Genomic DNA, 18,118 nt, shown 5'->3' with positions numbered 1-18,118 from the left:
GGGTTCGAAGGTCAGTGGACTTCCCCCTACAAAACCGGACACCCGCTCCCCCGTTATCCTATGAGCATGAAGCTCAACAGCAGCGGCTACTCCGGCAGGCCGGTGGCACGAGTGGGGTGCAACGCCGGAGCTGGAAGAAGGCGCGCTTCGGTACACCTTTTATCCGCCTGTCCATCCAGATGGCCACTTAACAGTAGTATTCTCCCCAACAAAAGGAACCGCGTGTGGCCTGGCCCCCGCCCAAAGGAGAATCTCGTGTCCGTCGCCCTGATGCGGATCTACGATCACTTTCACCAGACCGAGACGACGAGCCTCGAGGATGAATACCTGGCTGGCGTGGCGGAATTTGCGGCCCCATTCCTCGGGAAAGGTGCCGTCCTCCAATCATTGAAGGTCGATAAAACGGAAGTGGATTTCGACGAAGATGAAGAAGATCGGCCACGCAAGAAAGTCAAATCAGAGGTTCCGTATGTCCAAGACGAGGCATTCGATCCGGAGCAAGGCCAGCCGCTGATCATCAACTGGTCAGCTCGCAGCTCCAACGAAGAAGCGATTTTCATGGACAGCGGCGAATCCGGGCTGGACGTGAGCACGGTCATGGTCGACGGCGAAGTGGACTACAACGGCACGTTGTTGAGGGTACGCATCGAGTTCACGGAGAGCATGAATGCACCGATGACCACACTGGTCATTGACGGCACCAGTGCAGAAAACTTCCTCAAGGATTGGGCACGGGATACCTGGCAACCGCAGTTGGAAAATATCGCTGTCGCCGATCCCGTTCTGGTTTGCAGCTCAAGAGTAACGATGTTCCGTCACGCCAACATGGTCTTCCCGCTGGATGCGGGCGTCAGTGTGATCCTGAGGGCCATACCCGGCGAAAACCTCAGCCGGCTGATCGAAGGCCCGGAACCGTTGCATCTGTACGGGCTCTTGCTGGATCGTGACCTCAACTGGGCAGCGCCGCATCTGAAAAGCTTCCCGTTTTTCCAGATTGCACTCGGCAAAACGATACGGCTGCAAGGCTGCTTTTTCGAGATCAGCACCGAGATTCCGGAAGATCCTGCCAGTGAGGACGAAGAGGACGAGGCTGACGTCAAGGTTCATGGCAACGCGGAACCCTTCGCGCAACTCAACCTTGGCGGACAGGTCTGGTGCGGCAACAAGTTCGTGCCGTTCTGGACCGATGTACCTGCCGACAATGAGGTACTCGCCTTTCGCTTGGCGGGAGTCGTGTTCCGCCCCTCCTGGACACTCGACGAGCTGGAACCACTGCTCGCCGGCAATTCAGCCGTCAGCGACACATTCGCCCTGGGACTCGGAGGTTTGCAGACCTGCCGATACCACATCACCGGCATGGAGTACTTCTTCGATCTGCACACACAGACGCTCTACAGCCTGTCAATTCAGTTGGCGCTCCTGAACACAGAAGCCTGTGTGTTTCCTGGCAACATACGCATCGACCTGCAACAGCTGGACGTCCACTGCAACGTGGGGACCCCGGACGCGAACCAGGCCGTGTCGCTCTGGGCCGAAGGGATTGGCAGAATTGGAGAGATCCGGATGCCGCTGAGTATTTCGTGGAACACCACGATCTCCATGACCGCGGACGGTGAAGGCGTGCCCCCCGAGAACCTCTTGAGGGCGTTGAGCATCCAGCTACCCCCACCCGACCCGGACATGACCGGCATCGCCGATTACCAGATCGAGTTTCTACCGCCCGATGGGCGACCCCGCCTGTCGATGCAGCCGCTTTACCGGAAAAAAGACATCAGCGTGGAGGACGATGAGAATGACGATACGCCCGACGGACCGATCGTGCTGAGCCAGCAAGGTGTGGTCAGTTGGCCAAGGCCTCTTTCCCGTCGCAGAAAACCTGTGCCAAGGAAGTCGGATTAATGCCCGATCTCAGAGTCATCAGCTGGAACATCAAGGACTTCGCCAATACGCGCTACACCAAGAACCGCGACATCATCCAGCGCCAACTGTACGACGCCGCGGACCAGCAGCTCTGCGACCTTTTCGTGATCATCGAGCCGAGGCCCGGGGTCAAGAAAGGCAAGCTGGGACAAGTGGTCAGCAAAGGCTCGGGTTACAAGGCCATGCTCGCGCTGTACAACTGGTTGTTCTCCAAAAGTGCACACTGGAAGATGGTGCCCCCCTTGATGAGCAGCAGCGACACCCGGGTGGATTGCGTCGCGGTGTACTACGACTCCAGCAAGATAGCGCTCGAAGGGCCGAACCTGAACGAGCTGTGTCCCGAGCCGCGTCCGTTGAATCCGCCCTGGAAGGATGTTCACCCCGGTCAGATAAGGCATTGCGACCTCAACGGAGCCAAACTGAACTTCCAGGGACGCAACCCCTACCTGATCAAATTCCGCGATGTCGCGGCAGCGGCCGAGACGGTCAGCTGGAACACGACCTTGACCATCAAGGCTGCGGCGCCTGTGCCTGTCGTGCCCGTGACGGTGCTGAGCATCACCTCACCCGCCACGCTGCCAACAGCCACATGCGGCGCCCCCTACAACACAGCATTCGCCGTGGGAGGCGCCAAAAGCCCTGTGACCTGGAAGTGGAAGAGCGGCTCGACACCGCCGGTTTGGTTGCACCTGCACACCGCAACGGGTGCTCTTCAGGGAACCCCGCCTGCCGTGGGTAGCTTCACGTTCGATGTGGACGTGACGGACGCCTCGTCCAGCGTCTCGCAGAGCTGCACGCTGGAGGTCAAGACCGTTGCCATCACCTCATCCGCGGCCCTGCCAAGCACCTCGCAGCACAATTACTACTATTTCGCGCCGCAGGCCGAATGGGTGCGGGGAACCCCGACCTGGAGCGTCTCAGGCACCTTGCCATCCGGACTGATCATCGACCCGGCCGATGGCGTCATCTACGGTAACGTCGACCACACGGCCACGACGAAGACATTCAATCTCGAGGTCACCGACAGCAACGCGGTCAAGGCCACCCAGACCTGCACCATTACCGTGACCGATGCCTTGACCATCTCCACCACCCGCTTGCCGGAAGGCACGGAAACCCTGGACTACTACATGGAGCTGGAAGCCACGGGCGGGTTTCGGCCAACGGTCTGGACCACCACCAGCGTGCTGCCCGCCGGCCTGGAACTGTCCAAGTCGGGCGTCCTCGAAGGCACGCCAACCGCGACGGGCACCTTCAACCTGACCTTCCAGGCGACCTGCCATCCCGGGTTCTTTCTGGTGGCACTGCACGCCCCACCTCAAGCCGGCAAGAACTACGTCAACAACGCCAATATCCTGATGGTCAAGAAACTCACCGAGCTACGGGAAACCACCACGGAACGTCTGCGCACCAACACCGTGATCGTGGGCGACTACAACGTGTGTGACCGCACTTGCTGCGCCGGCAAGGACGACCATCAGGCCTTTACCGCCATGGCCGCGACCTATACGAGGCACACACCACCCAAGCCCAGAAGCAGCCTGGCCGTTTTCGCGGGCGGCAATGCGGACGATGAGCTGAAGGACAAGTGGAGGCGCAACGCCTTCGATCACGTCTTCACCAACGGCTTTCAGGCCACGGACATCACCCACTTGAAGGTAGCGGATCTGGTCAAGGAACACGCCACCTACGTTCCGAAGGCTGGCGCCGTGAATACCATCACCCAGTCCGAATGGAACGCCATCTTTCGCGAGGTGTTGTGGAGCAAGGGGGTCAGCGATCACCTGCCGGTGAAGTTCACTCTGTCCATATGAGCGAATCGCGCTCCCAGGGCAGTTCGAAGTACCGGTCCTCCTGCACCGGGTCGTCGGCCGCCGCCGGCACCGCGCCGCCCTGCTTCCTGGGCACGACGCTGATCGTGTAACCGCTCTGCGCACGGTCCGATGTTTGCAGCCTGACCGTGAAGGTCTGCGGGTCGGCGCTGATCCCGTCGAACTTCACGTAACCCTTGTCGTCGGTCTTGCGCGTCATGCCGTTGCCTTCGGGAATTTTCAGCGTGCAATCGGTCTGCGCGGCGGGTTGCCCGCAACTATCCTGCACCGTGAGTTCCAGCCAGACCTTGCCCCGCTGACAGGGCAACACGGGTTCCAGAGTCGCGCTCGCGCCGCGGGTGGTTTTCGCCGCGTGATCCATGGCCTGCAGCGAGTCCGTATCGCGAACGCGCGGCACCTCTTCATACACGCCCGGCTGACTGTCCCAGGCACTCATGCCCTGGCCCTCAAGCGTTGCGCGGCGCCGTCGGTGAGCTGGTCAAGTCGGGAAGCGACAGTCAGCCGCTCATTGAGCAGAATGCGCCGTGCCCACTCCCCCTCCGGCGCCTGGTGAAAACCCGCGCCCAGGGCCAGTTCCAGGTTGAACAAGCGCATGAAATCCTCCTCGCTGCGCAGGCCCCATTTGCGGGCTTCGTCCATGCTGGCCAGGACCCGGGGGACCAGCTCTTCGGCGCAGGCCTTGCCCAGCCGCTGCGGCCAATGCTCGATAGCCGCCCGCGCAATACGCAGTGCCGCGGCGTGATCGACCGGTTGTGCCAGGATCGCCATCTGTGAATCACGAATCAGCAGCACGATTCAACCCTCTCCCTTGATCCCTCGATGCGCCGGGTCATCGGCCCGCTGGGGCTGATGGAGGGCAAAGTATGATCAGCGACGCTTGATCAGTCGAGCACGTCGCTTAAAGAGGGGCACTCGAAGCCTGACTGAGCGCCTTTCCGACGCAGTGATTGCCGAAATCGTCGGCTACAGCAGTGACGCAGGTGAATCGCCATTCTGGGATGCACTGGGCAAGCACCGTCGACGGGGACCAACGCTGTTTGCGTGCACCCCGAGTATTCGTTCGATCGCCCGGACCCGCACGGCCGTTGCGCACTTGAGCTCACACAGCGGTGGCAAGACGCCGTACCTGCTGAGCAATGACGTACTGGGACAGCCTCGGTCGGCATTTTTTCAAAATGGACTTCAGCCACGCCGATCACGTTTCCGGGCTCGGCAACAAGTGGTTCATCGCCGAGCTGATGCCACGTCAGCCGCTGTACACCTGCCTGCTCACCGAGCAAGCTCAGGCGGTGATCGGCAAGGCCCATCCAAACGCCGTACCGGCGCGTAGAATCCTCTGCAATGAAGGCTTTCCCCATCCGGGTTACATCGACCTCTTCGACGGCGGTCCGGTCATCGAAGCCCATATCCCGAAAATCCGTGCCGTGCGCGACAGCCAGTCTCAAGTAACAATAACAGGCGGTTGCCGCCTGATGTGCCAAGCACCTGTTATGGATGCGTCTGCACGGACCGAGTCGCAAATCCTCTCGCGACAAAACCCATCAAAAGCCAAAAACAAAAAAACCGCACATGGCGGTTTTTCTGTTTGATGGGGTCAAATCCTTTTGTCAGATCAATCTGCGCTTCAGGATGTGAGAAATTTGTGAAAAGCCTGTCGCAGAATGCGGACTCCCTGCTGAGCCTGCCGCATCTTCGCACCCTAGGCGGCCAGCTTGCCGAGGTTCGCGTTGCATGAGAGAGAACGTGGCTCACACCGCATACCGAGCCCGACTAAAAAACAGCGCAGCCCCGCTACCGATAGCATAGGTTGAAGCGATGCCCAGATCGAAGCCGGCAATGAAAGGCGGCAGTATAAAAATACTCGCAAGCCCCAGAGCGACCAGGGCGATGCCCGGCCATTTTCCGAGGCGGTAGGATTTCAGACAGGAGCCGTGGGAGCCAATTCGGCCCCAACTATCAGCTGGCCATGCAAGTGCTGCCGATCCTGATCCTTGCGAATCAGTTCCCGCATATATTCGCTACTGGCCTGATGCCAGCCATCGGCATGTGTCGCAAAAAGTTCGGGTGTTTGTCGATTCCTCAAAGCCTACCTGGCAATGCACGCCGCCGAGCACCGCCGTTCCGCCTGGAAATTGGGTACTTCAGTGGTCGGTGTCAGCTGATGACAGCTGCTCAAACGATAGAGGAACGCCTTGGAAGAGATCGCATTGGCCAACCTTGAGCAAGCGCGGCTAGGCGCGTTCGCGCCGCTATAGTCGATTCTATTGCCGACCGTACTTCCAGGAGCTTTTCCCAGTGTCTGATATGCCGACCCATTTCGCTTACACAAGACGCTTCAACGCCGTACTCGCCTACATTGACGCCAATCTCGAAGGCGACCTGTCGGTGAAGACGTTGAGCCAGGTGGCGAACTTTTCGGCGTTTCACTTCCACCGACAATTCACCGCGTTCGTTGGCGTGCCTGTTTCACGTTATGTGCAACTGATGCGACTACGACGCGCGGCACATCGCCTGGCCGCCCTCGCTGATTACTCGATACTGGATGCCGCACACGATGCCGGCTTTGAAAGTCCCGAGGCATTTTGCAGGGCGTTCAGGCGGGCATTCGGTACGACGCCGAGTGCGTTCAGGAAGGAACCCAACTGGCAGCTCTGGAATACGGTGTTCGCAATCCCTCACTTTTCCAGGACTATCGTCATGCAAGTACGAATCGTAGATTTCCCCGAGGTCAAGGTTGCAGCGCTTGAGCACTGCGGACCACCCGGGCTCGTCAATGAGAGCGTGCGCAGGTTCATCGAATGGCGTATGCAGAGCGGACAGTCGCCGGTGGCATCGAGTCGCACCTTTGGCATTCCCTATAGCAACCCCGATACGACACCTCCAGCAGCATTCCGCTTCGCAATCTGCGGCGAGATTCACGAGGCCGTGGCGCCGAATGAGTTCGCCGTGCACGAGATCGTCATTCCTGCCGGTCGCTGTGTCGTGGTGCGACACGAGGGGTCACCGGATCACATCGGCGAAACGATCTATCCGATTTACCGCGATTGGCTTCCTGCCAGTGGAGAGGAACTTCGTGACCAGCCGCTGTTCTTCCATTACCTGAGCGTCTATCCCGAGACACCGCAGGATCAATGGCAAACAGATGTGTATGTTCCGTTGCAATAACGGAGCAAACAGCCTTCGACCCTGAGCTGACGTTGACGAGTGTCCGTTCAGGGTCGATTTCAGCCGGTCACGACTGACCGTTATCGCCCCAAAGGCTATCGTAGCCGTCCGGCGTTTGAGCCCGTCGGCGATCGTGTCCCAGGAAGTGGTGTAACTCATCATGGCTCTGGTCACTGAGTTTGCCGTTTAGTTGATCACGGCCGACAGCTTGGCCTGCGGATCATCGCTGACCGCCTCGAAAGCCTCCAACTGCATATAGCGCCGTTGCAGGCACCACGCGTCGCTCTGCTCCAACAGCATCGCCCCTTCGGCGCCTGCTGCACGCCAGAAGACAGGTCAGAGCCGCGATACTGTAAATGACACGCCTCAACGGAATCTTCAACTCTTGGCGACTTATCCTTATCAGGAGGGCGGTAAATTAATTTCCGTCCGCCCCTTTGCTTTCGATCTCCAACATTTCCCTCGCATGCTCTTCTGCCCAACGTACCAGAGCAGAAACAGGCGCCTCAAGCGTTCTCCCGAGATCGGTCACTTCGTATTGAACAGCCACGGGAGATGTGCAAATGACCTCACGATGAATCAACTTATAACGTTCGAGCCGTCTGAGTGCTTCGGTCAGCGACTTATGGGTGACATTGCCCAACAGCCTTCGAAGCTCATTGAACCGGACAGGCCCGTCGCCCAGCCTTGTCATGATCATAATCGACCATTTATTGGCAATCTGATCCAGGACAAGGCGTGTCTGCTCCAATCTTTCCGGTGTGCATTCGATCTTGGCAGTATCGTCGAGCATATCTAGTACCTTTAAGGTGCGTAATTGAAACTAAGTATCCAATGTATATTATTAGCATTCAACCCCTAACCTCGTTGTGAATCCTCACGATGAGCACAAAAGGATGGATCATGAAAGCACTCACTGAACAAGTCGCACTCGTCACTGGCGCATCGAGCGGCATTGGTGAAGCTACAGCCAAGAAGCTCGCCAGCGCGGGAGTGAAGGTCGGTATAGCGGCACGTCGAGCAGACCGTCTACACGCATTGAAGGCCGAAATCGAGCAACAGGGCGGCCAAGCGGTGGTCCTGGAAATGGACGTGGCTGACAAGGCTTCGGTCGAGAGGGGTGTGAAAAAACTCATCGACGCCTACGGTAGAATTGATATTGCGTTCAACAATGCCGGGCTGATGCCGCTATCGAACATCGACGAGTTCAAGACCGACGAATGGGACCGCATGGTTGACGTCAACATCAAGGGTGTATTGAACTTGTCGGCGGCCGTTCTCCCACAGATGATCAAGCAGCACTCCGGCCACATCGTCAACACCTCATCGGTCGCCGGACGCAAAGTTTACGGCCAAGGCTTTGCCGTCTACTCAGCAACCAAATTCGCGGTAAGTGCCTTTACTGAAGGCCTGCGTATGGAAGTCGGGCAGAAGCACAATATCCGCGTGACCAGCATTCAGCCGGGGGCGACGGCGACTGAGTTGTCGCAGCATACAACCAGCGAGGAGTTCTCTCAGATGATGGCTGGATTCTCGAGTCAGGTCCAGTTTCTGTCGCCGTCGGACATTGCCGATACAGTACTGTTCGCGGTCTCGGCGCCTGAGCACGTTAACATCGCGGAGTTGTTCGTTATGCCGACCAATCAGGTATGAATTGAGCGATTTCGCCGCTGAGCGCTGAAGCTTCACTCTGTAGTGGTCTAATGAAACCTGACACCCATTTAGGCGAGAATGCTCGCCAGAACGAGGTGTCAGATGACCAAACAACGCCGTACCTTTTCCGCTGAATTCAAACGCGAGGCTGCCGCCCTCGTTCTCAAGCAGGATTACAGCTTCATCGAAGCCAGCCGCTCGCTTGGTGTCGGCGAGTCGGCTTTGCGCCATTGGGTCGACCAAGTGCAGCAGGAACGCACGGGCGTCACCCCGCAACCTCGGCCCGGACGTAGGCTCGAAACCTCCCCCCGTCACCATGTTGCGTGATCATTTGAATGAGCCCAAGAATCAGGAAGACACCCTGGTCAACGTCTATTCGATTCTGCAATCCGCGGCGGCCACAGCCTATGAAAACGCTGACAACCAAACCGGCTCGAACCGTAAGGTGGCGATGGGTGTGGTGCATCTGATCGAACTCGCACAGCTCAAAATGGACTCGGTCCTGGATGGGCAGGCGGTCAGCGTCAACGGCTGACAACTCTAAAACGATAGATGAACGGGAAGCGGGCCTTCCCGTTCATTGAGTATGAAGCTCTACAGCCGTATCAGCCCCTCAGGCCATTGCTTGATACCTGTTCGGACTGAGCAGAAAACCAATGCAGTGCCCGGCACCGTTGAACCACAACAGACGCAGCCTGACGACGGCAGCAGAATTTAGAGCAGCCGCTTCAACCTTCTACGTAGTCGCAGGTTATCTGCAGCCAAAGCAACAAGGGCGAGAAGGTTCAAGACTGCAAACCCATCAGCGCCAGCAAAATGCCAAAACGCCCAGGACACGGCGGCCACCACCAGCGCGGTGAGAAACAACAGAATGGAGTCCTTCATACGACGCCCCTGGCGTTGCGATACAACTGACGGCCTGGCAATTGAGGTTGGTACACGCCTGGATACTGTATCAGGCAGGCACTCAGCCAATGTCGATCGAGATTGTTGGTCCGAGCCATGGCCAGCACATCGGCGATGGACAAGCCCCCGGCAAGACTCCGACCAGTAGCGACAGCGATACTGCCAATCACAGCCCCCACATAAAACGCTGCCGAGCAGGCGCCGATTATGGCGATCTGTTCAAGGCGAGTGCCGGCACCGATCAATTCGCCGATGGTGACCGCCTTGCCGAACTTGTCTATTTGAGTCAGTAGCGTTGAGGCCGTGGCCACTGCGACGGACAGTGTGCCGAAGAGTGACTCGGGGGCCGGAAGGCCCAGCCCTTCCATATTTTCTTTGAAATAATCGTAGAAAGTTGCCATCCATCAATCCCTTCTTAACCGCACTCCTTGTGGGCTGCAAGCCTAAAGCATTGAAAATCAAAGCTCAATCGCGCTGCCACGTAACGGGGTGAATCCAGGTGCACCGACAGTTCGTCGCCTTCAACAACCCTACGGACGTGCAGCTCAGGGCCTGTCAGGGTGCAACACGTAGGAATAAATCTATAGGGGCGGTTACCGAACTGGATATTCGCGCACTCAGACAGCCCCACGGTCACCCTGGTGTTGAAACTTCTTTGACGTAGGCTTGGCAGGCTGTCGGGGCGATCAGTTCTTGGTCGCCATCGCCAAAGATGCAGGCTAGGACAAGTCGACGCCGGAGACCTTGACGACGGCCTGCCACGCGGCTTCCTGGCTGGCGTGATCGTGGAGGTGTGGGTGGCGCTGCGCCTCAATTGGGCCTGAGAACTTCCCTTGAGCCGAGGCGAAGAATTGCCCTGAGACGTCGGTTCCGAACTCCGACGCCTGGAGGTACCGACGGGCCGCGGTCTCCGGCGTCTGATTCATGCCAGGAATGAGGTTCGCGATTGGGATAAACAGATACTTCACGGCCAGGCCAGCTTGTCGCGAAACCTTGGTAGCGGTCGCGGCACCGGGCGACACAGCGTATACGGCCATGCCGGAAGGTAGCCGGCGGGCCAGCGCCGCGGCCCACCAAGCGACAATCAGCTTCGCGTCGGCATACGCATTGTTGGGCACGTACTTCACGTTCGGCCCGTTACGGATCAAGGCTTCCACAGCGGCGGTTTGGTCACCCCGGTAGTACTTGGCCGCGAAGGCTGGCACGTCGGTGTAGCGGAACATGGGTACGCCCCCTCGGGCAGGCTCCGCACCGGCGATAACAATCCGTGCGTTGGGGCTCAGCAGGTTGGCGCGAAGCAAGCCGACCGTCAGTTGATGATGGCCGATCAGCGGGGCCTGAGAAGCCTCGACGCCTGCGGCCGTGATCACGCGCTCCTTGCCTGGAACCATCCCTGCATTGAGCAGCAGGAAATCGATCGGCCGACCGCGCTTGACCAGCTCGGCGAGGGCGGACTCGACGCTGGCCGGCGAGTTCAGATCCAGCTCCAGCGGCGTGAAAACCTGCGCCTTGGTCTGCGCCGCGAGCTGAGCGGCCGTCTCCTGGGTCCGGACCAGGCTGCGCCCGGTGACGATGATCTCGCGCCAGCCCTCTCCGGCAAGAGTGCGGGCTGCCGCATAACCGAGCCCGGAGGTGGTGCCGGTGACGAGTGCGATCGAATGTTCCATAGGTGTCTCCGTGGTGAAACGTGAAGCCCCGCGAAGCCGGAGCCCGCTTGCCAATTTAGAACTATTCAGTTATATATTTGCGAAACAGCCATTGTCAACGAGTTTTGAACTAAATGATTCAAAATACAGCTAGGCCGCGGGGCCGACCGCGCAGCTTCGACGAGGCTGGGGCGCTGGAAAAGGCGACCCAGGTGTTTCGGTCGAAGGGCTACGACGGAGTGACGATCGACGATCTCGTCGCCGGGATGGGTGTGGGACGACCAAGCCTGTATGCCGTCTTTGGCGACAAGCGGACGATATTCTTGCGTACCCTCAGGGCGTATGCAGAGAGGAAAGGCGCTCTCGCAGCCAAGGCACTCCTCTCGCCGGGGACTCTTCGCGACTCGCTCACCAGCTTTCTGAGGCAGGCCGTAGAAAGTGCGACCGAGAAAGGTTCTGCCCCAGGCTGTCTTCTCGTGTGCGTCGCGCCGCTTGTGAACGACCCCGAGGTCCGGCAGTTCCTGCAGAACGCGGGAGCTGGCGCGGTGACGCTAGTGGAAGGCCGTTTCCGGGACGGGATCAGCGCGGGAGAAATCCCGTCTGACTTTCCCGTAACCGCGCGCGCAATCCAAGTCACGGATCTAGCGCGTGGGCTGACCATGCGTGCGCAGATGGGCACGCCGCGCAAGACGCTCCTCAAAGACGCTGAGGAAGCGGCCGACCTGGTGCTCCTGTCGCGGCGCGTCTGACGGGTTATCGGAAACAATTCACGGAGAAATGACTGCACAGAAAGCAGAAAGGGGACAGCAGAAAGAGGCAGGTTCACAGAAAGCACAGAAAGGGGACGTATTTATTAAAGCAGAAAGGGAAGCAGAAAGGGGACGTATTTATTTGCTCTAAATAAATCCCCCTCTTCACGCCTCACCCACAACAACGCCACCTGGTATCCATAAGACAAGTGATCCAGCCCGCGATCAGCATCGTTTCTGCGCTCGGCACCAAGAAGCGATGCACTATGCCTGATATTCTCTCCTATCAGGAATCCAAGCCCCAGCGCTTTCAAGGACGTAGATGAATCCTCAAAATATCGTGCGTTATTGGCACGCCGTCGAGCTGCTGCAACCCCAGGCAGTCCCCAAGCTGAAGAAGCGCGACAGCGACTATCAACCCTTTTTCCAAGACATGCCCACTTCAGCCCAGATCCTGCCATGGATGCCAGCCAACCCGCTGAGCCGGCAGCGCCTGCCGAACAAACGCGTATGGAGCCACACGCTCTACGCACACCATTACAACAACCGAGATGTCTCTCGCCAGTTAGAGGCGCTCTACGGCGCCGACCAAGGCTACAAGGAACCACAACATCGGCTTTCAGCCTTGTACGCGCTCAAGTTCAACGACCAAGGCATGATGCTGGTCGATAGCCTGGTTCTCTCCAGCGAAGCGTGGTTCGTGGGCTGCGCCATCAACCAAAAGGATTGGACACGCGGTTTCGACGAGACCCAGGACCTCCTCCGTGGACAGGCCAAAAGCCTGCTCGGTGGCGTGGTCCAAGCTGCCGACCTGGCACGCCTGACCGACTACATCCGCCAGACCCTGGGACTCGAAGCGTTTTTCGGGGACCAGCCGCGCGAACATCGCTTCCGCTCTGCACCAATCAACCCGAGTAAACCCGAACAGGAGGACGATCCGCTCAACAGCTTCCTGCTAAGCGATTTGGCCGACGTGGCCGATGCCTTGGGCCGTGGCGAAACCAGTGCGCCGCTGGCCCGCTACCTGAGTCATCACGACTCCAGCCTGCGCCTGCACCTCGACCAATCGAACGCAGATCTGGCACTGATCGATCGCCTCGCGCCCTCGCGCTACGCCGCCGGCTGCTGGCCTGCCGAACGGCATCTGGGGCTGGTGCACTCCCAGCAACTAGCAGTCAACAGCTTGCTGAACACGCTCGGTAACGACACCGGCGTGATGGGCGTCAACGGTCCCCCAGGCACCGGGAAGACCACCCTCCTCCGCGACCTGATCGCCGCCGTGGTGACACAGCGAGCCGACGTACTGGCTTCGCTGAGCAGGGCGTCGGAGGCCTTCATTCAGGACGGGCGCGAATCCGCCAACGATGGCGGACGCGAACGCGTTGCCTATCAACTCGACCCACGTCTGTTCGGCTTCGAGATGGTGGTAGCCTCCTCCAACAATGGAGCCGTGGAGAACGTCACTCTCGAGTTGCCCCAGCAGGATAAGGTTGACCCATCCTGGCTGCCCGATGCCGAGTACTTCAGCGAACTGGGCGAGCTCACCAGCGGCAAGCCAGCCTGGGCAATGATCTCCGCGGCATTGGGCAGCAAAGCCAAACGTACCCAGTTCGTCGATCGCTTCTTCTATGGCAAGCGTCCGCCCGAAGCGACGAAGACCAAAGACGAATCGTCATCCTCCCAACCAGAAGCCCTCGACAACGGCGACTTGGACGAAGATCTATACGACGGCGATACAACGCCAGACGCAGCCATAGCGAACAACACGGACGACAAGCCAGCCCCCAAGGGCATGCGCGAATGGCTGGCCGAGCAAGCGCCGCAGATGAAGTTGCTCTCGTCCGCCGAAAAAACCAATCTCTGGCGCGCCGCCGTCAAGCAATACCAGGACGCCAAGAACGCCGAACAGGCACTACGCGCTCAAGTCATCGACATTCTGGAACGGGTTCAGGCAGTGATCAGCGCCAAGGCCCGAGTCCATCAGAAAGAAGAGGAGCGCCAAGTCCACCTGAGCCAACGCAGCCGTCTCGATGACGAACAAGCTACTCTGGAAACACGACAGCTCAAGCCTGCCCGTGAGCAACTGCAACGAGAACTTCAGGCCCTTGAAGCACACCTGGCAAAAAAGCCGGGTTTTCTCGCCAACCTGTTCAGCCTCTGGGGTGCTCATCGCATGTGGACAGCCCGGCAACGCCTGCTCGATAGCACCCACGCCTTGGCCAAGGACGCCTTCGATAGTGCTCAACGCCAAGTGCAGCGACTCGTCGGCCAGCTCACCGAACTCCATCGACAATTGGCTACGGACGAACAGGAGATCAACGAAGCTGTGCGCCACGCCGCCCTGCAGATCGACAAGGCTCGCAGCATTGCCCTAGCAGGAAAGGCCGAGTACCTGCGGGTCTGGCTCGAACAAGGCCGGATCGGCAGAGGTAGCGAGATCGAGCAGCTCGAACCCTGGATAGTCGAAGGCTGGCGCCAAGCCCGGGCGAAGGTGTTTATCGAAGCGCTCAAGCTGCACCGCACCTTCTTCCAGATCGAGGCCTCGCGCTTGCGCGCCAACCTGGAGTTCATCACCAGCACGCTGACCGGTAGCCGTTATAGCGGAGTATCCCAGGCCGTAGTGCGTTCGGCATGGGCCTCGCTGTTCATGGTGGTGCCGGTGCTCAGCAGCACCTTCGCCTCGTTCGCCCGCTCCTTCGGTAGCCTTGGCTGCGGCGAGATTGGCTGGCTGTTGGTGGACGAAGCCGGTCAGGCTACCCCGCAGGCTGCAGTGGGTGCCCTGTGGCGTGCACGCCGGGCTGTGCTGGTCGGTGATCCGCTGCAATTGGAGCCGATCGTCACCGTATCCGATGCCGTGCTCGAACACATGCGTACCCGCTATCAGGTCGACGCTCACTGGCTGCCCAATCGCCAGTCCGCCCAGACCCTGGCCGACCAGGCCACACCCTGGGGTCGCATGGCCGGTCCCAAAGGCCAGAAATGCTGGGTCGGCCTGCCGCTGGTGGTGCACCGTCGCTGCGACAGACCGATGTTCGACCTGGCTAATCGCATCGCTTACGACGGTGCCATGGTCTATGGCACCATCGAGCCATCCCCCGCCAAAGAAACTCCGGCCCGCCTGCTCACCGGCTGGGTGTATGCGAGTGGCCGCTCTTCCGGCAATTGGGTCGATAATGAAGGCAAGGCACTCGAACGTCTGTTGGCCTTACTGGATGGCGACGGTGTGCCGCTGGACAGCATCGCGGTGATCACGCCCTTCCAGGACGTGCGCAACCAACTCAAGGATCGATTACACGGCAAGATCGTGCGCGGCACCATTCACACCATGCAGGGTAAGGAAGCTGCCGTGATCATCCTCGTCCTGGGTGGGAGCAGCGAAAACGGCGGTGCTCGCGAATGGGCAGTGTCCAAGCCGAACCTGCTCAACGTCGCGGCCACCCGGGCCAAGCGCCGCCTGTATGTGATTGGCGATCGCAATGACTGGAAACAGCGGAAACTCTTCTGTGACGTTATGGAGCTGCTGCCGGCTCATTCCCAGATGACCGCCGACAGCCCAGCATAACAAACGGCCGCCTTAGACCGAAGCCTCCTGCGTGCACAATATTTCCCACACCTGAGACGTGTGGGAAATATGAGTTTTTTTTGGAGGGCAATTTCGCAGGCTGATTGTAGTGGTGAATTGTGCTTGGAACGACAAGGGAAAATAAATCGGTCACCTTTTCGTTGATATCGCCCAATTTAAAAAACATATCGGTTGCCATAGCCACTCCCTGTTCGTTGACCTACGCCGGATTGGCGTCGGGCGGCACTTTCTTCGCAAGCGTGTGCCATGAGCAAGGTGTTGAACAACGAAAGGGAGTGAGCCTACCCAACTAACTCGCAAGTCCTACATTTTCAGTTGATTGGGCTTCTTATGCTCCAAGACCGTAATAATCAGGTCAGGGAGAAGCCGAAATGATTTCCGATTTTTTGAAAAGCGGCGTACCCAATGCACACCGCAATGCCCGTCAGCGCGTGGAGGGCAAGGTTGACCTACCGCGCCTGTTTAGGGCAATCGATGGAGACCCGGCGATTGCCGGTGCAGGTGTGGTGTATATCGAAAGCGACTTCACGGTGGTGACGCTGAGGGAGTTCCGGGCGATTTGCAGTGTTGTACCGAAAAAGATCGTTTTGCGTGAAGCGCCAAAGCACATGGCACCGTTGGAGTTTGTACGAGAGCTGGAGACACAGCCGCGTGAGTCACGGCTGATGGCGGAAGCGGTGGGAATGGGGCTGGCGTGTTCGGGGGCGGCGTTCAGCGTTCTTGCGGTAATACTGGGTACAGCTCTGATCCCGTTCACTGTTGGAGCTGGTTCAGTCATCGCCTTTGCGGGAGGGATTGCAGTCAGGGCTGCCTATGCCCAATGTTTTATTGGTACAGCGCGTACATTTTTAGAGGTCGCCGCCCCCGAAGTTAACGATTATTTCGATCGGGAAATATGGTATCAGGCAATGACAACAACGCTGGATGCCATCTCTTTACTCGGTGTGGGTGTTTCTGGTTACACGACATGGAAGGTTATAAATACTGCGAAAAGCTCTACGGGGAAGAGTCTTCGGGATGTGTTGAAAGGGTTAACGCGTCAAGAGCGTGCCACATTGAATCGGGAGATCCTCAAGCTACAACACCCTGCATTGACGACAAAAATATTGAAATTAAAGCAAGCTTCTGGTGAATTGACGAAGCGATTAACACCCGCTCAAATCAATCAATTTACATTTTATCATGTGATGGACTCCTTAAGCGCGGCCGCCAGTTCCATGGGAAGCGCCCAATCGGGGAATATCAAGACAATTGCCGTTTCTTTATACGAGGTACTTGATCAATGAAGAGCGATAGTGATCCGAGTGCAAGCCTTGTTCGCTACAGCGTGACAGGTGCTTTTGTGAGTTTCGTTGGATTTATCTGTATAGGTATTACGACTGCTTTGGTTCTTGTTTGTTATCGGGAATACGTCCCTGCCGGCGTTGAGCTAAGGGAGTTAGCACTGTTTGGAGCCTTGATAGCGCTGGTATTGTTTCTTGCTGATATGGCTGTTCTATGGGGACGCGTGGCTTGGGTTTGGTTTGAGGTTTTTTTGTTTGTTATTTGTTTTTTTCTGAATCTGCCGGCCATTTTTTTCAAGGCACCTCATTTTTTATACGCGTTAAGTCTGCTGACGCCCCTCACTGGCGTGTTACTACTTAATAGCAAGTCACAGCGGGTAATGCGACAAAATGTCGTCAAACTTCGCCAATGGCGGGAGGCTTCCAAAAATGCAGGGAGGTAGACGTGAGCAGCATGAGGCTGAAGAACTGGCCAAGATCGACGCTTTGCGTCATGCCACTTCAGCAGGACTGACGGACCTGGAGCGAGGTCGTTTCATCGAAATTGGCGGTGACAAGCTGGGAGAGCTTCTAGCGGGCATCGGCGAACAAGCTGACTGCATCGGCATAGCGAACCCTGGCACGTAGGGATTCGAAGTAATTGCCATCCACAGGAGCCGTGGGAGCCGATTCGGCCCCAGCCAGCAGCAGGCCACACAAGTGCTGCCGATCCTGATCCTTGCGAATCAGTTCCCGCACATATTCGCTACCGGTGCAGCAGCCTCGCTGGCTCACTTGAGCATAGGTAAAGGACTTGAGGGCATCCGCCAGGGAGATGTTCGTGGTGCTCATGGTTTTATCCGACTTTGCCAAAATATCTCCCCATTGCCATACCTCGCCAGCGCAGATGGATCGCGCGGCCATCCAAGGAGACCTTACTGGAATGGGTGCCATATCCAAAAAGCAATCATGCCGAAGAATAGAAGAATCTCAAGATACAAAGGTGCCTTGCTCCATCGTTTGAGCCCCTGCGGTATCGTGTCAAGTTCTCGCTGGGTGACGAGTCCGCGCCAGATGAACATTCGGGGAAACATGATAACAATGCCGATCAGACATAGCCTCATTGAGCGATGCTTGTAAGACTTGCCGCCCCACCACTTTCGGTCACCGATCATCATTTCGTTATTATCGAAATAGGCTTCGACCAAATCCAGCTTTGTTTTAGTGATATAGGCTGACAAGCCAAGACTAAAGAACAATAGAAACAGAAGTAGAAAAACACTCATCGCCTCCAACGTCATCATCAATGCGTTCCCTCATAAATCAAATCACCCGCAAGCTCTCGGCGTTTTTCAAGGTAGTTGTCGCGTCACCGTCTAACTATGCTGCTCTTTTCTCAAGC

The 18,118-nt window shown here is 57.9% G+C and carries 17 protein-coding genes and 4 pseudogenes; 12 read left to right on the top strand and 9 right to left on the bottom strand.

Going from position 1 to position 18,118, the window contains the following annotated elements:
* The first annotated feature begins 255 nt into the window (after nucleotides 1-255).
* Nucleotides 256-1,899 (top strand): hypothetical protein, encoded by a 1,644-nt coding sequence (locus M5B99_RS18730; protein ID WP_248805428.1) that lies wholly within the window; start codon nucleotides 256-258, stop codon nucleotides 1,897-1,899.
* The gene (locus tag M5B99_RS18725) at nucleotides 1,899-3,734 is read left to right on the top strand and encodes a putative Ig domain-containing protein (RefSeq protein ID WP_248805427.1); all 1,836 of its coding nucleotides are present in this window, start codon (nucleotides 1,899-1,901) and stop codon (nucleotides 3,732-3,734) included. The genes M5B99_RS18730 and M5B99_RS18725 overlap by 1 nt, the downstream gene beginning before the upstream one ends.
* Here the strand turns inward: M5B99_RS18725 and M5B99_RS18720 are convergent.
* Nucleotides 3,718-4,188 (bottom strand): hypothetical protein, encoded by a 471-nt coding sequence (locus M5B99_RS18720; protein WP_248805426.1) that lies wholly within the window; start codon nucleotides 4,186-4,188, stop codon nucleotides 3,718-3,720. The genes M5B99_RS18725 and M5B99_RS18720 overlap by 17 nt on opposite strands.
* Nucleotides 4,185-4,544, bottom strand: a complete 360-nt coding sequence (locus M5B99_RS18715) for a hypothetical protein (protein ID WP_248805425.1) — start codon at nucleotides 4,542-4,544, stop codon at nucleotides 4,185-4,187. Before M5B99_RS18715 ends, M5B99_RS18720 begins: the two co-directional genes overlap by 4 nt.
* Before the next feature lie 133 nt (nucleotides 4,545-4,677).
* Between M5B99_RS18715 and M5B99_RS30280 the strand changes: the two are divergent.
* Both M5B99_RS30280 and M5B99_RS18705 read left to right on the top strand, forming a co-directional pair.
* A pseudogene (locus M5B99_RS30280) lies at nucleotides 4,678-4,767 on the top strand (arginine N-succinyltransferase); the annotation flags it as partial.
* Between the two features lie 127 nt (nucleotides 4,768-4,894).
* A pseudogene (locus M5B99_RS18705) lies at nucleotides 4,895-5,188 on the top strand (arginine N-succinyltransferase); the annotation flags it as partial.
* A 482-nt stretch (nucleotides 5,189-5,670) separates the two neighbouring features.
* On the opposite strand, the pseudogene M5B99_RS18700 reads toward M5B99_RS18705, so the two are convergent.
* Nucleotides 5,671-5,775 (bottom strand): annotated as a pseudogene (locus M5B99_RS18700) (type II toxin-antitoxin system ParD family antitoxin); the annotation flags it as partial.
* A 272-nt stretch (nucleotides 5,776-6,047) separates the two neighbouring features.
* On the opposite strand from M5B99_RS18700, the gene M5B99_RS18695 reads away from it, so the two are divergent.
* Nucleotides 6,048-6,917 carry an AraC family transcriptional regulator gene (locus M5B99_RS18695; RefSeq protein WP_248805424.1) on the top strand — a complete coding sequence of 290 codons (870 nt, stop codon included), beginning with the start codon at nucleotides 6,048-6,050 and terminating at the stop codon, nucleotides 6,915-6,917.
* Nucleotides 6,918-7,335: 418 nt separating this feature from the next.
* Here M5B99_RS18695 and M5B99_RS18690 read toward each other — a convergent pair whose 3' ends face one another.
* A complete protein-coding gene (locus M5B99_RS18690) occupies nucleotides 7,336-7,710 on the bottom strand; it encodes a winged helix-turn-helix transcriptional regulator (RefSeq protein WP_248805423.1) in 375 nt (124 codons plus the stop codon).
* 110 nt (nucleotides 7,711-7,820) lie between these two features.
* Between M5B99_RS18690 and M5B99_RS18685 the strand changes: the two genes are divergently transcribed.
* From M5B99_RS18685 to M5B99_RS18675, 3 genes and pseudogenes are all read left to right on the top strand, one after another.
* Nucleotides 7,821-8,570 (top strand): SDR family oxidoreductase, encoded by a 750-nt coding sequence (locus M5B99_RS18685; RefSeq protein ID WP_248805422.1) that lies wholly within the window; start codon nucleotides 7,821-7,823, stop codon nucleotides 8,568-8,570.
* Between the two features lie 102 nt (nucleotides 8,571-8,672).
* A pseudogene (locus tag M5B99_RS18680) lies at nucleotides 8,673-8,852 on the top strand (transposase); the annotation flags it as partial.
* A 49-nt stretch (nucleotides 8,853-8,901) separates the two neighbouring features.
* Entirely contained in the window at nucleotides 8,902-9,105 is a 204-nt protein-coding gene (locus M5B99_RS18675) for a DUF6124 family protein (protein WP_248805421.1), read from the top strand.
* Between the two features lie 179 nt (nucleotides 9,106-9,284).
* Here the strand turns inward: M5B99_RS18675 and M5B99_RS18670 are convergent, their stop codons facing one another.
* The 3 genes from M5B99_RS18670 to M5B99_RS18660 all read right to left on the bottom strand — a co-directional run bounded on the left by M5B99_RS18670 (nucleotide 9,285) and on the right by M5B99_RS18660 (nucleotide 11,143).
* A complete protein-coding gene (locus M5B99_RS18670; RefSeq protein WP_248805420.1) occupies nucleotides 9,285-9,455 on the bottom strand; it encodes a hypothetical protein in 171 nt (56 codons plus the stop codon).
* The gene (locus M5B99_RS18665; protein ID WP_248805419.1) at nucleotides 9,452-9,877 is read right to left on the bottom strand and encodes a hypothetical protein; all 426 of its coding nucleotides are present in this window, start codon (nucleotides 9,875-9,877) and stop codon (nucleotides 9,452-9,454) included. The genes M5B99_RS18670 and M5B99_RS18665 overlap by 4 nt, the downstream gene beginning before the upstream one ends.
* Before the next feature lie 318 nt (nucleotides 9,878-10,195).
* Nucleotides 10,196-11,143, bottom strand: a complete 948-nt coding sequence (locus M5B99_RS18660; RefSeq protein ID WP_248805418.1) for an SDR family NAD(P)-dependent oxidoreductase — start codon at nucleotides 11,141-11,143, stop codon at nucleotides 10,196-10,198.
* Between the two features lie 113 nt (nucleotides 11,144-11,256).
* On the opposite strand from M5B99_RS18660, the gene M5B99_RS18655 reads away from it, so the two are divergent.
* The 4 genes from M5B99_RS18655 (at nucleotide 11,257) to M5B99_RS18640 (ending at nucleotide 17,180) form a co-directional block, all read left to right on the top strand.
* Nucleotides 11,257-11,871: a TetR/AcrR family transcriptional regulator gene (locus M5B99_RS18655; RefSeq protein WP_191486775.1), complete on the top strand. Its 615-nt coding sequence runs from the start codon at nucleotides 11,257-11,259 to the stop codon at nucleotides 11,869-11,871.
* A 322-nt stretch (nucleotides 11,872-12,193) separates the two neighbouring features.
* Nucleotides 12,194-15,433, top strand: a complete 3,240-nt coding sequence (locus tag M5B99_RS18650) for a DEAD/DEAH box helicase (RefSeq protein ID WP_248805417.1) — start codon at nucleotides 12,194-12,196, stop codon at nucleotides 15,431-15,433.
* 392 nt (nucleotides 15,434-15,825) lie between these two features.
* Entirely contained in the window at nucleotides 15,826-16,740 is a 915-nt protein-coding gene (locus tag M5B99_RS18645; protein WP_248805416.1) for an NAD synthetase, read from the top strand.
* Complete coding sequence (locus tag M5B99_RS18640) at nucleotides 16,737-17,180, top strand: hypothetical protein (protein ID WP_248805415.1); 444 nt, start codon at nucleotides 16,737-16,739, stop codon at nucleotides 17,178-17,180. The genes M5B99_RS18645 and M5B99_RS18640 overlap by 4 nt, the downstream gene beginning before the upstream one ends.
* Before the next feature lie 127 nt (nucleotides 17,181-17,307).
* On the opposite strand, the gene M5B99_RS18635 is transcribed toward M5B99_RS18640, so the two are convergent.
* Nucleotides 17,308-17,568 (bottom strand): type II toxin-antitoxin system ParD family antitoxin, encoded by a 261-nt coding sequence (locus M5B99_RS18635; RefSeq protein WP_248805414.1) that lies wholly within the window; start codon nucleotides 17,566-17,568, stop codon nucleotides 17,308-17,310.
* An 83-nt stretch (nucleotides 17,569-17,651) separates the two neighbouring features.
* A complete protein-coding gene (locus M5B99_RS18630; protein ID WP_248805413.1) occupies nucleotides 17,652-18,020 on the bottom strand; it encodes a hypothetical protein in 369 nt (122 codons plus the stop codon).
* Between the last annotated feature and the right edge of the window lie 98 nt (nucleotides 18,021-18,118).

Origin of the sequence: Pseudomonas sp. MWU13-2100 (assembly GCF_023242365.1) — a bacterium.
GTDB lineage: Bacteria > Pseudomonadota > Gammaproteobacteria > Pseudomonadales > Pseudomonadaceae > Aquipseudomonas.
This window is presented reverse-complemented; position numbering and strand designations above follow the sequence as displayed.

What these genes read in the sequence shown, in the direction of transcription:
- M5B99_RS18640 (WP_248805415.1), top strand. Translation starts at nt 16,737, where the DNA reads ATGAAGAGCGATAGTGATCCGAGTGCAAGCCTTGTTCGCTACAGCGTG.
- M5B99_RS18630 (WP_248805413.1), bottom strand. Translation starts at nt 18,020, where the DNA reads ATGATGACGTTGGAGGCGATGAGTGTTTTTCTACTTCTGTTTCTATTG.
- M5B99_RS18665 (WP_248805419.1), bottom strand. Translation starts at nt 9,877, where the DNA reads ATGGCAACTTTCTACGATTATTTCAAAGAAAATATGGAAGGGCTGGGC.
- M5B99_RS18645 (WP_248805416.1), top strand. Translation starts at nt 15,826, where the DNA reads ATGATTTCCGATTTTTTGAAAAGCGGCGTACCCAATGCACACCGCAAT.
- M5B99_RS18725 (WP_248805427.1), top strand. Translation starts at nt 1,899, where the DNA reads ATGCCCGATCTCAGAGTCATCAGCTGGAACATCAAGGACTTCGCCAAT.
- M5B99_RS18650 (WP_248805417.1), top strand. Translation starts at nt 12,194, where the DNA reads ATGAATCCTCAAAATATCGTGCGTTATTGGCACGCCGTCGAGCTGCTG.
- M5B99_RS18635 (WP_248805414.1), bottom strand. Translation starts at nt 17,568, where the DNA reads ATGAGCACCACGAACATCTCCCTGGCGGATGCCCTCAAGTCCTTTACC.
- M5B99_RS18660 (WP_248805418.1), bottom strand. Translation starts at nt 11,143, where the DNA reads ATGGAACATTCGATCGCACTCGTCACCGGCACCACCTCCGGGCTCGGT.
- M5B99_RS18670 (WP_248805420.1), bottom strand. Translation starts at nt 9,455, where the DNA reads ATGAAGGACTCCATTCTGTTGTTTCTCACCGCGCTGGTGGTGGCCGCC.
- M5B99_RS18690 (WP_248805423.1), bottom strand. Translation starts at nt 7,710, where the DNA reads ATGCTCGACGATACTGCCAAGATCGAATGCACACCGGAAAGATTGGAG.
- M5B99_RS18685 (WP_248805422.1), top strand. Translation starts at nt 7,821, where the DNA reads ATGAAAGCACTCACTGAACAAGTCGCACTCGTCACTGGCGCATCGAGC.
- M5B99_RS18720 (WP_248805426.1), bottom strand. Translation starts at nt 4,188, where the DNA reads ATGAGTGCCTGGGACAGTCAGCCGGGCGTGTATGAAGAGGTGCCGCGC.
- M5B99_RS18655 (WP_191486775.1), top strand. Translation starts at nt 11,257, where the DNA reads ATGATTCAAAATACAGCTAGGCCGCGGGGCCGACCGCGCAGCTTCGAC.